Source organism: Staphylococcus sp. GDY8P57P (genome assembly GCF_017892585.1).
Classification (GTDB): domain Bacteria; phylum Bacillota; class Bacilli; order Staphylococcales; family Staphylococcaceae; genus Staphylococcus; species Staphylococcus borealis.
This window is the reverse complement of the sequence record NZ_JAESLK010000002.1, coordinates 139,738-151,820: the sequence shown is the minus strand read 5'-3', so window position 1 is coordinate 151,820 and position 12,083 is coordinate 139,738. Positions and strand designations below refer to the sequence as shown.

Sequence of the window (12,083 nt, the reverse complement as noted above, 5' to 3'; positions counted from 1 at the left end):
ACAATTATACGGACTTTATCTCAATATTTGTATGTAACCCTCTCGATGATATGAATGTAATACGTAAATTTGTATTCACTGTCTGCAACGTGTACGATCATATTTTTATATCAATGTACAAAAACTGTTTTGCCATTAAAATAAGCACATTCCTGATTAATAGGTAGTTTAGTTTGAGCATTTTATAATTAAAATAAAAAATAGGCAAGTACCGAAGTACCTGCCTAGAAAAGGATCATTCGCTTTTTTACTCGGCTCTATAATAAAAAGCCTACAACCACAAGGGTTATAGGCTATATAATGGAGACGGCGGGAGTTCATTAATACGTTTATCTATTCATGTAGAAATCGTTATAAGTATTGTCATAGCAACGTTTAAGTTGTCTATTCAGTTGTGTGTAAAATGTTAAAATTGAAAAAAACACAAGTAATTTGGGGCAACGATTATATTGATATATTCTTTAAATTCATGTTCATATGCTTGCCCTTTTCTTCAAAATTATGGCCTTTTTCTGCCCTTAATAAATAACCCCTAAAATTCAATAAGTTCAATAATTTTTAAATAACCTACTATACGAGCAACATTTTATTATTATAACTGTAGTTATACAAATTCATTTCTCAGTTAAAAAAACCCTACATCATATAGGTGTAGTGCTAAGATATAAATGAAAAATGGGTTATGCTACACATTACCCATTTAATTATTTTATAAACACAATTGCCACCTAATTAATCTATAATATTTGTTATACTTAATATATTAATATAAAGTTTTTAGTGAGGTGTTGGTTTCTTGACATTTGTCATAATATGTCTTTATATTCTTTGTTTTATATGTTTATTACTACTTTTTAATTATATATATATGTTTTTTCAATTAACAGATCATAGTTATAAGGTGATTTATATAATTTGGATTGTTTTGTATACATTGTGCACTATAACTATAATTGTACTATTACAAAATTATAGTTATATGTAATTCTTTATTTTAGTATTTTATAAATCCATCTAATAAATTATTAAAAACCACACTCTTAATTGAGTGTGGCGGAAGACTAAAAAATATGTGTAAGCAATTGCAAAAGGTAGAGATGCCCTAATTAGTATTATACTATTTGCTAATACATTTGTATATTTTTAAAACTATTAATCATTTTATCAATAAAAATAATTAATTTGACATATTAATATTTCTTGGAGGAGTTATACGTCTGCTTTTACCTAAAAACATTTGGAACACAGAGGCAATGAGCATAACTAAATTAAATACAATCATCATAACGAAAATTTGATGGTCAGCCTCAATAGCTACATCCTGTAACTTTTTCATATATATTAATGGATTACTTATATCTTCATTATATAAAGATTGAGTACCTTTTTGTACGTTATTCTTCATGCTATATACAATTACCGGAACTAAAATAGCCGCACTAAAATTTCTTATAGTATGCATAACCTGTGACCTTTCTCCCGCTTGAGAAAGATCGCCATCTAATAATGTGGCCATTGCACCACTCATTAATGTCATGCTAGCTCCTAAACCTAATAACAATCCTTGTAAATAAAGTAGGGGAATGTTAACTATGTTATTGAGTAAAATCCAATGTGCACTCACGTATAGTAGCGCAATTGACCCAATAGTACCTAGTATACCTGCTCCCATTGAATTATAAAGAAACATTTTTATTATACCAGTAATGATTAAGCCTATTAAAAAAAAGATATAAAACCACAAAATATTTATAAATGGTAATTTTAGTATACGAAGAATATAAGTGTTTATACCAGCAATACCAGCTAATAATGCTAAATGCGATGATATTGCCATTGTAGCACCCACTATTGGTTTCTTCTTAAATATTGTTCTGAAATGTAGTAATGGTTTTTTTGCTTCTTTATTCCAAAGTACAAAATTTACAATAAAAAGTATAGCAACTAGTATAAAAGGCCACACCCAAATAGAAAACCAACTTGTATTTATGAGGTTAAGTGATGGGATTAAAATAAAAAGTGTACTTAACATTAGCGTCACTATAGTGGGTAGACTTATTGGAATTTTTTCATATTGGGTATACTCCTTTTTATTGAACAAGGCACTACCTAATAATAAACATAATACTGACGATATTACATTAACAATGAAAACCCAATGCCATTTATCTAGTTCTAATGATAAACCACCTGTAAGCCCACCTAAAGCATTGGCTCCAAACAAACCAATTACAATCATAAATAAAAATACATTACGAAAACGTACAGGAAACTTGATGAATAATTTAGGTAACAATGTAAAAAATAACACACCAGCACTAAATCCTTGAAGAACTTTTGCAATAGTTAATGATATTATGTCAAACGAAATCAAACCAACTAATGACCCAATAAGGAATATTGTAACAAAAACTATATAATTTCTTTTAAAACCAAATCTATGCGTAAAAGTATGCCCTAAAGGCACTCCCATAGCAAAAACAAAATTACCAATTATTGAAGGATAAACAATATATTTTGATCCAATTCCAAAAGCACTTTGAATTAAACCCTGATTTAAACTAAATACTAAATTAGAAAAAAATTGTGCTCCTATACCGAATACTGTTATTATCATAAGAACTGCGATTTCAAATAATTTTTTTGCCTTACTTAAATTATTACTCTCCATGAGTAACATCTCCAAATTTTGTTATTTTTAATTATTACAAATAAAAAACTAACGATTGGACAAAAGGGAATGTAAATCCACTAATAAATTGTACCAATTTTTTACACTTTAAGATACCCTATTATTCAAATTTAATGTGAAATTATATATTACTCCTCAAATCTCCCAACATCATCAATATGAAATGCAGCGTTAGGATATTGCTTTTCCAACTCTTTTAAATCTCGCTCATTCTTCTCATCGTCTTGACCGATACTATCAATAAAAATTGGTGTCGCTACATTCACATCTACTTTATCTGTAAATATACTGTGGTAACGACCTAATAAGTCACGTGCTTTTAAACGATCGCTAGGCTTAATAGGTACGTCTACCGTTTCCACATGCTCATTATACACAAGGTTCATGCGTCCGGTGTCTGGATTACGTTGAAATGTCCCTTTCTTAACCACAACCTCTTTAGTCTCTGTCTCATCACCCACCAATAGCCGATTTAGTAAGTAAGTATAATATTTCTTTTGCAGACAAAATGGTATCGTCCATTATCTCATCTTTCTTACTTTTAATATATTCGTCCACTTTCTCTTTGCGCAGCAACCTACTACCCGTTACATGTGCACTATTAGGGCTATATCCTGCCTTTATAGCGCTTTGAGTAACATTGAGTGTCTTAATATACTCATTCGCAAAACGTTCTTGTTTAGGCGTTAGTTTGTCCATTGAATCACTCCTTATTTTCTATAATTTTATTTAATAAACCATCAAATAACTGTTGGACTCTTGTTTTAGATATTTCTAGTATTTGAGCTATATCACCAAATGTGCGTCCATTACATAGCAACATAAAAATATTGTATTCTCTAAAATCTGCAATACGATCAACCAGGATATCCAGGTCATTCATAAATATATGGTCATCTGCATTAATTGTTTGATATGAATATTCGTCTACATCATCATTTAACGTAAAGAAATCATTAGCTGATACATCCTTATAATCATCATCCACATTATTATGGTACTTTAATATAAATGTTTTAAGCGTCTCTTTATCACCAACAAACATAATCACACCACCATTGCTTGTTGGGGTTCACTAGCCTTAATTAAAGGCTTACCATGACCCACGTTGTACAAATCTACCTGTATTCGTTCAATGAGCTCATACGCCTTAATACGTCCATGTGATTGCATGTATCTAACCACCTGCTGTTGTTCTTCTTTTGTATAGGTATTTAGCACCTGCTTTAATAAGGATAGACGTACCGATGAATCATTTTTAAATCGTTTCAAATCAGCTTTCTTTTCACAAATCCATATCACAAGTTTATCAACTGGATATGAGACAGAAATCACTCCCATAATATCGTCACATGTCGTTATCGAAGTGCTTAAGTGATACATTTCGCTTATATGTGACTGGGCTAATTTAATTTTAGAATTGATATACTTTGGATTGTATTTGGTCAACAACTCATATTCTGAGATTTTTGTTTGTTGATATGGTGCACTAATATTTTCGTCCACAATGATACCCCCATTATATAGAATGAGCCTACCCAATAAAGGATAGGCATTTGAATAATGTTTTATTGTCTATAAGCGTAGGCTTGCTTTCTTGCACCATCTTTTTTAGCTTTAGCATATTTTAATTGCTCGTTATATCTGTCTGCCAATGGTTTGATAACAACATAACCGTCTTTATCTTTGTTAATGACTGAACCTCTGTTCTCCATACCGATTTGTCTTAAAATATTATATTGATATGCTAAATCGTTATATTCTTCATTATTTTCATACGGGTGTAAAACCATTCGTTTTAATTGTGTGAAAGTACCTAAAATTTGCCCTCGCTCATTTTCAGAAAAACGATTCTCATAAATATTTTGTAATAAACTTAATTCATATACACCTATCTCTTTAGGGTCAGCATTTCTGACATACTCAATGATTTCTGAGTTATCGTAAAAAGAAAATCGAGCTTTTAAATTTTGTCTATTAATTAATTCAGCTTGTGGGTTTGAAATATTTTCGGTTGTCGATTCCTTTTCGATTTCTTCTAATCTACTTTCAATATTCTTAATCTTATCACTAGCAAATTGCTTAAACTCATTTTCGATCTGTGTCACTTTTGGTTTTTGTTTCTCATCAATCGCATCTAATCTATAACCACGCTGATACATAATGAATGTTTCTTCTAAAAACTCATCTACTTTATCCAATAAATCTTTATATTTTCGATCATTAAAAAGTACGTCGTAGGCACTTCCTGTTTTGGTTGCGTTTGTATTGTACATATATAAACCTCTTTCATTTTAATTTTATAATTCGATACGTTTTAAAGCCTCATAACGTCTCATACTACCGTCTGCTAACTTCTTAAGACTTTGCATTGCTTGGTGCTTTTCTTCATTAGTAGTGATGATATAGTACCCACGTTCGTGCTTTTTATAGCTGCACCCAATCGGGCAACCATAATCATCAATCAGCCTACTAATAGCATTTCTTAACCATCTTTCATTAGTTGAGTTGGATTCATACCCCATTAAGTTAAGTATCTTGGACTTAGTTATATACTTATCTTTTGAGTTTTGAATAGTATCATAAATCCTTAAATATTCGTTTGGTACCTTTGATATTTCTTTTTCAATTACTTTCACGGTTATAACCTCCATTTTTTCTCGCGATGGACGTTACACGTAATAAAAATGTAAAAAGGAGTAGTTTTTTTACTTTGAAACGAGAATTCTTACTACCTTTATTATACTAATTTTATCCCTAAAAAGCAAACTTATGTTCTCTGTTTTGCTGATTTTAATTATTTCTTATCATCCAGATTAAACACTGATATAACAATATTAATAAAGATTTTCATACACTTTCACAAGCTCCTCTAATAAGAACATATGTTCTACAAAAGAGCGTATTTTTGCCCTTTGTGAAATTTTGGACACTTAGCTTTTTTTAGTTTATTTTTTGATCTACCCTTATTATTTTTTCTTGATTGCCTTTGTATAACCTTTGTATTTTTGCAAAGTCCAAATTTGGACGCTGCTAAATATTTCGAATATATTAAAATCAATTTTATCCCCCTAAAAAATTAGCATTATTTAGCATTATAAAAGCCATGCACCTACTAAGTGCATGACCTATGAATTTACGCTTTCACTCCATTGTAATAAGACTGTTTCAATTCATTCAGTCGCTTAATCAATGCCTTACTATCATCTTCATTCGCCTTCTCATTCTGGATAAACTCAGTAATGATTTTCAAGCCCTCTACTAATTCTGGTGCTGGTTCATTAATTCCAGTAGCTAACTGATACAATGCCTCCATATTACCTATAACATCTGCATTACTAGATTGAACGCCTTCAAGTTCATCTATATTGAAATCTCTACTCATGTAGTCGAACATGTCACTATTATTACTTTCTGCGAACGTCTCAAGTCCATACATAAAATACTCATTATCAAACATAAAACCAGCCATCATATCGCTTATAGTGTCATGTGTGCCATCTGGTATTTCATAACCTGCATAATGCCCCTCAATACTTTCTATGAGCTTCTCAGTATGCTTTTCTGAGGCAATCTCAAAAGTTTTTCTCACTTCACAATCTTTTATCAATACATGAGCATACATTTTACCTTTACTTATTAGATACACAGTATTAAATGGATCATTGTATATCTTAAATGCAATAGGTAATTTATGACTACTTTCATGTAGTCCAGTAAAATATCTTAATAATGTTGCTGCTCTAGTTTCAAATTCATTTGCTATAATTTCAATATTCATTTAGTTTGCTCCTATATCTTTTATTCGTAATACTACTGGTATCCATGAGGGCTTATCTAGTTCATCGTTGGTGATAGACAATGGTAATGGTGGTACTTTGCCATCTAATAGATAGCTTAAAACATATCGTGGATTATGAATAATTGATATTTTGTTTTCTTGATACAACTCCTGTACAACTGAACCTGATTCTGTTGTGCAGTGGTAAAAGAACACTTTATTCTTGTCACCATCAAACGTAAGTGATCTATCACCCTCAAATGGTATACCTACTTCATCAAATAGTGGTTTTAATTCGTATATATAAGTGCTTCCATTCTCTCGAATAAATTCTAATACTTTATCTTTTAAATTATTCATACGACACCCCTTTATTCAAGCTAAAAGTAATTGGTAGCCAATGGTAAGTATCTATATCATATGACTTTAAAACTGGTAAATTTAATTCTTTACCGTCAACCATATAAATGACTGGCTCACATATTTTCATATCTATTAATCCTTCGTTAACTAAGCTACTAACGACATTAAAAGCTTGTTCGTTCCACCCATACCAAAAGATAATGTTGTTATTCTCCGCACTGGTATAAGCCCCGTTTCCTTTGTATTCAAAATGATTCTCATCAAAAATCTTTTCGATTTCCACAAACGATGTACCAGCATTTTCTGTTATATATTTAATAATCTTAATTTTTACATTGTTCATATCATTGCTCCTTTAAATGAAAGGAATATCAAACAGTGAAATGTGAATTAAAGCTGTCATATCAATGTTTATAGATAATACCTTTCACATTTCAGTAGTTTTGCTATATTGTATATTTTTATTTTCTTATATGAATTACTATTGAATTAATATATAAGTGAAAGGTGAAAGGAAACATCATAAAACCCCAAAGTATCAAGTATTTTATACCTTTCACATTACTTAAAAACCTTTCACTCAAATGAAAGTTACAGACTTTGACCGTCAAAATCATAGTAATTTTCAGTAGTATCTTTATAATAAAAACGAACTGACTTTTGTTTTTCTTTTGACCACTTCATTTTTGTTTTATAACCAAGTCGTCCCATTTCTTTTGAAAAATTAGATTTATTAAGCAACATATAACCATTGTTAGGAGCCCATATATTATAAATTTCATATGTTTTGTTTGTTGGTCTTCCCTCAACTACTGGTAATTGTCTATAGTCCTTATCTTCTGCATCTTCGATAAACTGTAGTACTGGATTATTATCATGCTGATATTCTTCTTTGGTTTTTCTAGCAATTTGAGGTTCTATTATCTCGTTGTTTTCTAACGTTCTCTTTAGACCTTTTAACGCTAAATTAAGCAATGCTGACATATTATGTGGTGTTATCAATTTATTTAGTAACATCGGGTCTTTCTTTTGTCCGTCTTTACCAAATTTACGCAGCATAGGGATAATTACCATACGTCTATAGAACCCCTCACTCTTGTCATTGCTCATTGGTAATTCATTACTAGCAAATATGAGTTTTACATATGGTTTAAACTCAAATGCGTCTTGCCCTTTAAACTCAAGTGTAATGTAATTACCAGTAACAATAATCTTGAAGTTACCTGTATCTCTAATTCTGTTTGGATCTATATCATCGGCAATATTCACTAATTTCCCTTGCAAGTTAGCAGGTTTAAACTTATCGTTTAAATCATTAAAGGATAACGCCGTTGTATTCTCTGGGTTATAGAAATGGTGCAATAATTTAAGTAATGTCGTTTTACCATTACCACCTGGACTATAATAGAAGAAAGCAACTTGTAGGAAATTATCACGGTATAAACCGTAGCCAATCATTTCATAAATTAATTGTTCTACTTCTTCATCTTCATTTGAAATATCTTTGATGAATTTTTCTATCAAATCACTTTGCGCGTCTTTATCAAAATCAACATCAATAATATTAGTTATATAGTATTGAGGATTAAAAGGATTCAACTTTTCTTCAATAGTGTCATATATTCCGTTTTTCAAACCTATATAACGTGCTGAACATTGTTCTTGATGATTACCTAAACATAAAGTTTTTAACTTTTGATAAACTTCTTTATTTTGCTGTTCTCTTAAGGATGGAATATATTTAATAGTCATTTTACGAACAACATCTATATTTAACGGCTCATATTTCTTACCTGTAAATACATGAGGACGGTTATCAATATAGCAACCGTGATATTCTTCATATAAAAATAATGCGAATTCATAAAATTTAAATCTATTCCCATCAAAGAAATCTTTTTCATCAAATATTGTTTTATTTTCCAAATAGTCTGGAAATGTTGCCATAAAATGCCTCCTTATCGATGTTCTCGTTTGTATATAGATTCAAATGTGGCGTTAAACTCTCTAGAACTCATTGGAGGATTACAATTTTCATTCCACATATAGCAATATGCGTATACTAATGGATCTGGTACACGTCTATTGAGTAATACACCAATCAAAGATGTTAGTGTTTGATTTCGGTTACCTGTTGAGACCCCAAAGGCAATTGACTTCCAAAAGTCATTATCACGACGTTTAGGATATTTAAATTTAGTTGATTCCTTGTGTTGTGATTTATATTTTTCAAACCATTCTTCTAACATTTCAGTCCCCAAAATTGGGGCGTCATTATGTTGATATAAGAACGGATATTTATCTTGTTGATATACGGGTAACGCCATCGCTCTGCTAGGTTGAAAGCTCCCCTCATCTACTGGGTGACCTATTTTATTTACCAACACTTTTATATACTTACGGTAATCATCTGCATTGAGACGCTCATTCAATGGCACATACAAGCGTATTCTAGGGCTTTCCGTTTGGTGATTAAACGTAGTATGCCAAAACCACGCAATGCCTTTTAAAGCGTCTGTAATTGCATCATGTAGTGGTCTCAACTTGGGTATGTCATCGTAGTCCAATATTAGAACATCACGATAAATTACATTGTCATTATTACGGTACTTTTTGTATTCTTTACCATCTTCATCAGTACCATCTTTTATATCGCCGTATACAGCTACACCACGAGCATACTTATTAGTATTATTTTGTGGTATTGATAACCTATTAATTAACTCACTCCATTTTGGTTGAGAAAAATTTTTAAAGGAACGAGAATCTAGGTTGTTATACCAAACCACTGATACTTGGGTATCGTGTTCTAGCTTTATTTTGTTCAATTTATTCACCTCTAGTGATTAACAGAGCAGAAAATGATACAATATATAAAGAGTATTTTATTAACTGCTCTGTTAATTTATTAATTTTCTATGCGTTATCTGATTCTGTCGGCAAACTTACATCAGATGCGCATTTTTCTATTTCACGGATTTTTTTCATAATGTCGTCAAAATCTCTCATATACATAAGCATTAAATCAATAACCTGTGTGTTTTTGATACGGTGCTCGTGATATTTCCAGCCATGCGTATATATTTCTTTTTTAGTTAACATATGATTAGGTTCATGTGTGAAATACTCATCATCAAACCATACAAAAGATGTTACAACATCATTAATTTTCTCTTGTACTACTTCTAAATCATCAAATAAATTTCTTAATTCCCACTCCATTGTTGTTTAACTCCTTAACTAATTTTTTTATTATAAATTTCTTTAGCTTCAATTAAACTTTCTAAAGTACGCTTACAGTATTCTATTTTCTCCAAATCTTCACGACTGAAGAAACTTAATTGATTTTGGCTTTCAAATATAATTTCTTCTTCATTTTTAATAATCCAGTTGATAGCATGCATGATATTTTGTTTATTCACATCTAATTTAGCAGCCATTGTTTCACTCCACTTCAATATTTCCAACAATATAATCCAACGCCCATTCTAAAATGCCGATCACATGTCCTTCTCTATCTGTTGTATGTTCATGTTCACCCGTGTTATCTGTAACGGAATAGTAGTAAATTTCTTTATCTTCATTCATAACATCACTTAATGTCATTGTTACTTCATCAAGAATAGAAAATGCCTCATCTTCAAAATCTACCTCAGCAAGAATGTTAAACAACTCTTTATGAACGAGTTTCAAAATATGTTCGTAAAACGCTGTATCGTTATAGTGATAATCTGTAATAAAATGAAAACTATCTTTCGCTGATAAGAATATGTCCTTATCTTTTTCATATAATACTTTTTCTAATACTTGAACCACTTTTGATAATTGATATTTTTGTTTAATTTCCATTTCCTATACACTCACTTTCTTATCTTTAAGTTCGACAATTCTATTAATATCTAACTCCATACATGCAATAGCTATGTTAGGACTAACTTCAGGAAAATGTTTCTTAAATACATCAGGCGCTATATTTAAAATTAAATTCCCTTCAACATCTTTCACGCAAAACCAACCGACGACGCTTTTTGTTATCACTACTTGTTGTTTCATGTCTTTATCCTCCTATGAACCTACTTTAATGTTTTTACTAAACAAATCATCAATTGACATACCATACATTTCACTCAAGATTTTAGCCTCTGGTAATGTGAAATAAGCTTTGCCACTTTCTTTCAACTGATAGCGTTGTGGACTTATTCCTAATTTCTGAGCTACTTTTCTTTGAGTATCTCCCTTTTCTTTTCTTGCGATGTATAAATTCCAATATTTAACTTTTTGCATATTGCTTATCCTCCAATCGATCAATACCAAAAAATTCGTTCGGTGTAACATCAAAATACTTACACAATACCATTATTGTTTTAGTATCTGGATTTTTGTTTTTTTCGTGATATAAACTATACAAAGTAGTTGGAGAAATACCAGTTTTTCCACTTAAATACATCACCGATTCTTTTCTTTCTCCCAGTAAAACACTTAATTTATTTTTCAATTTTCGAACCTCCTATCTTTTATTAACCAGTAAGATGTTTTTTATAACCACCTTATTGGTTATGAGTATATAATACTCTCTGTATTAATTTCTGTCAATAGTCTATTGTTTATTTTAATTAGCTTATTGGTTATAATAATCAATGAAAGGAGCTAGAAAAAATGATTATTACATCAAATTTAAAAGTGAAAATGGCAGAATTTAATTATTCTATTAAAGACGTTCACGAGAAAACCAAGCTATCTAGAACAACTATTTCAAATCTTTATAATAATTATAGTGATGGAATAAAAATTGATACATTAGAAAAACTATGCGATTTGTTTAATTGCACCCCAAATGATTTGCTTAAATCAACATATTTAGAAATTGAAAATATACAATACGAAAAATCAAATCAAGTATATGGTTTAAATGAAGATCGTACATTTAATAAGTCTGAAAAACATAGTTTTTATAAAGCTAACGTTCAGTTAAAATTAAACAATATACCTTATTCAATTGAATTGAGATTAATTATAGAACCATCAAATTCATATTCTGATTCTGGACTGGAAATAGGAATTTTAAAACTCGAAGAATATGAGAATACATTTATCGGTGAAAGTCTCAACGCAACAGGATTAGTTAGTGTCCCATTGAGCAATAAAATTGAAGAAACAGTATTAAATGATTTTATAAAAAACAATACAAATATAAGTGATTATGATGTGATTGAAGATATCGAATATACATTTAAGTAGGTGATTCCC

At 30.4% G+C, this 12,083-nt stretch carries 17 protein-coding genes and 1 pseudogene; 1 reads left to right on the top strand and 17 read right to left on the bottom strand.

The window, feature by feature from the left end; genetic code table 11:
- Positions 1-1,177: 1,177 nt before the first annotated feature.
- The 17 genes and pseudogenes from KA878_RS00760 to KA878_RS00680 all read right to left on the bottom strand — a co-directional run bounded on the left by KA878_RS00760 (position 1,178) and on the right by KA878_RS00680 (position 11,331).
- Entirely contained in the window at positions 1,178-2,671 is a 1,494-nt protein-coding gene (locus KA878_RS00760) for an MFS transporter (RefSeq protein ID WP_193839607.1), read from the bottom strand.
- 149 nt (positions 2,672-2,820) lie between these two features.
- Positions 2,821-3,391: pseudogene (locus tag KA878_RS00755) on the bottom strand (terminase small subunit).
- Positions 3,392-3,395: 4 nt separating this feature from the next.
- Positions 3,396-3,737, bottom strand: a complete 342-nt coding sequence (locus tag KA878_RS00750; protein WP_193839609.1) for a MarR family transcriptional regulator — start codon at positions 3,735-3,737, stop codon at positions 3,396-3,398.
- Positions 3,738-3,739: 2 nt separating this feature from the next.
- Positions 3,740-4,198: a pathogenicity island protein gene (locus KA878_RS00745; protein WP_193839610.1), complete on the bottom strand. Its 459-nt coding sequence runs from the start codon at positions 4,196-4,198 to the stop codon at positions 3,740-3,742.
- 62 nt (positions 4,199-4,260) lie between these two features.
- Positions 4,261-4,968, bottom strand: coding sequence for a hypothetical protein (locus tag KA878_RS00740; RefSeq protein WP_193839611.1), 708 nt, complete (start codon positions 4,966-4,968; stop codon positions 4,261-4,263).
- A gap of 24 nt (positions 4,969-4,992) precedes the next feature.
- Positions 4,993-5,346: a pathogenicity island protein gene (locus KA878_RS00735; protein WP_193839612.1), complete on the bottom strand. Its 354-nt coding sequence runs from the start codon at positions 5,344-5,346 to the stop codon at positions 4,993-4,995.
- Between the two features lie 482 nt (positions 5,347-5,828).
- The gene (locus KA878_RS00730) at positions 5,829-6,473 is read right to left on the bottom strand and encodes a pathogenicity island protein (protein WP_193839613.1); all 645 of its coding nucleotides are present in this window, start codon (positions 6,471-6,473) and stop codon (positions 5,829-5,831) included.
- Positions 6,474-6,833, bottom strand: a complete 360-nt coding sequence (locus KA878_RS00725) for a hypothetical protein (protein WP_193839614.1) — start codon at positions 6,831-6,833, stop codon at positions 6,474-6,476.
- Positions 6,826-7,179: a pathogenicity island protein gene (locus tag KA878_RS00720; RefSeq protein ID WP_193839615.1), complete on the bottom strand. Its 354-nt coding sequence runs from the start codon at positions 7,177-7,179 to the stop codon at positions 6,826-6,828. Before KA878_RS00720 ends, KA878_RS00725 begins: the two co-directional genes overlap by 8 nt.
- Before the next feature lie 248 nt (positions 7,180-7,427).
- Positions 7,428-8,783 carry a DNA primase family protein gene (locus KA878_RS00715; RefSeq protein ID WP_193839616.1) on the bottom strand — a complete coding sequence of 452 codons (1,356 nt, stop codon included), beginning with the start codon at positions 8,781-8,783 and terminating at the stop codon, positions 7,428-7,430.
- 11 nt (positions 8,784-8,794) lie between these two features.
- Positions 8,795-9,664: a primase alpha helix C-terminal domain-containing protein gene (locus KA878_RS00710; protein ID WP_193839617.1), complete on the bottom strand. Its 870-nt coding sequence runs from the start codon at positions 9,662-9,664 to the stop codon at positions 8,795-8,797.
- Between the two features lie 88 nt (positions 9,665-9,752).
- Positions 9,753-10,058, bottom strand: coding sequence for a type II toxin-antitoxin system toxin TscT (tscT, locus tag KA878_RS00705; protein WP_049366245.1), 306 nt, complete (start codon positions 10,056-10,058; stop codon positions 9,753-9,755).
- 14 nt (positions 10,059-10,072) lie between these two features.
- Positions 10,073-10,276 (bottom strand): hypothetical protein, encoded by a 204-nt coding sequence (locus tag KA878_RS00700; RefSeq protein WP_193839618.1) that lies wholly within the window; start codon positions 10,274-10,276, stop codon positions 10,073-10,075.
- A 4-nt stretch (positions 10,277-10,280) separates the two neighbouring features.
- Positions 10,281-10,685, bottom strand: coding sequence for a hypothetical protein (locus tag KA878_RS00695; RefSeq protein WP_049402095.1), 405 nt, complete (start codon positions 10,683-10,685; stop codon positions 10,281-10,283).
- Between the two features lie 3 nt (positions 10,686-10,688).
- The gene (locus KA878_RS00690; protein ID WP_002476297.1) at positions 10,689-10,889 is read right to left on the bottom strand and encodes a hypothetical protein; all 201 of its coding nucleotides are present in this window, start codon (positions 10,887-10,889) and stop codon (positions 10,689-10,691) included.
- Positions 10,890-10,901: 12 nt separating this feature from the next.
- Positions 10,902-11,120: a helix-turn-helix transcriptional regulator gene (locus KA878_RS00685; RefSeq protein WP_193839619.1), complete on the bottom strand. Its 219-nt coding sequence runs from the start codon at positions 11,118-11,120 to the stop codon at positions 10,902-10,904.
- Positions 11,107-11,331: a helix-turn-helix domain-containing protein gene (locus tag KA878_RS00680; RefSeq protein WP_193839620.1), complete on the bottom strand. Its 225-nt coding sequence runs from the start codon at positions 11,329-11,331 to the stop codon at positions 11,107-11,109. The genes KA878_RS00685 and KA878_RS00680 overlap by 14 nt, the downstream gene beginning before the upstream one ends.
- A gap of 161 nt (positions 11,332-11,492) precedes the next feature.
- On the opposite strand from KA878_RS00680, the gene KA878_RS00675 reads away from it, so the two are divergent.
- Positions 11,493-12,074, top strand: coding sequence for a helix-turn-helix domain-containing protein (locus KA878_RS00675; RefSeq protein ID WP_193839621.1), 582 nt, complete (start codon positions 11,493-11,495; stop codon positions 12,072-12,074).
- Positions 12,075-12,083 lie beyond the last annotated feature (9 nt).

What these genes read in the sequence shown, in the direction of transcription:
- KA878_RS00760 (WP_193839607.1), bottom strand. Translation starts at nt 2,671, where the DNA reads ATGGAGAGTAATAATTTAAGTAAGGCAAAAAAATTATTTGAAATCGCA.
- KA878_RS00750 (WP_193839609.1), bottom strand. Translation starts at nt 3,737, where the DNA reads ATGTTTGTTGGTGATAAAGAGACGCTTAAAACATTTATATTAAAGTAC.
- KA878_RS00740 (WP_193839611.1), bottom strand. Translation starts at nt 4,968, where the DNA reads ATGTACAATACAAACGCAACCAAAACAGGAAGTGCCTACGACGTACTT.
- KA878_RS00735 (WP_193839612.1), bottom strand. Translation starts at nt 5,346, where the DNA reads ATGGAGGTTATAACCGTGAAAGTAATTGAAAAAGAAATATCAAAGGTA.
- KA878_RS00730 (WP_193839613.1), bottom strand. Translation starts at nt 6,473, where the DNA reads ATGAATATTGAAATTATAGCAAATGAATTTGAAACTAGAGCAGCAACA.
- KA878_RS00725 (WP_193839614.1), bottom strand. Translation starts at nt 6,833, where the DNA reads ATGAATAATTTAAAAGATAAAGTATTAGAATTTATTCGAGAGAATGGA.
- KA878_RS00720 (WP_193839615.1), bottom strand. Translation starts at nt 7,179, where the DNA reads ATGAACAATGTAAAAATTAAGATTATTAAATATATAACAGAAAATGCT.
- KA878_RS00715 (WP_193839616.1), bottom strand. Translation starts at nt 8,783, where the DNA reads ATGGCAACATTTCCAGACTATTTGGAAAATAAAACAATATTTGATGAA.
- tscT (WP_049366245.1), bottom strand. Translation starts at nt 10,058, where the DNA reads ATGGAGTGGGAATTAAGAAATTTATTTGATGATTTAGAAGTAGTACAA.
- KA878_RS00700 (WP_193839618.1), bottom strand. Translation starts at nt 10,276, where the DNA reads ATGGCTGCTAAATTAGATGTGAATAAACAAAATATCATGCATGCTATC.
- KA878_RS00695 (WP_049402095.1), bottom strand. Translation starts at nt 10,685, where the DNA reads ATGGAAATTAAACAAAAATATCAATTATCAAAAGTGGTTCAAGTATTA.
- KA878_RS00690 (WP_002476297.1), bottom strand. Translation starts at nt 10,889, where the DNA reads ATGAAACAACAAGTAGTGATAACAAAAAGCGTCGTCGGTTGGTTTTGC.
- KA878_RS00685 (WP_193839619.1), bottom strand. Translation starts at nt 11,120, where the DNA reads ATGCAAAAAGTTAAATATTGGAATTTATACATCGCAAGAAAAGAAAAG.
- KA878_RS00675 (WP_193839621.1), top strand. Translation starts at nt 11,493, where the DNA reads ATGATTATTACATCAAATTTAAAAGTGAAAATGGCAGAATTTAATTAT.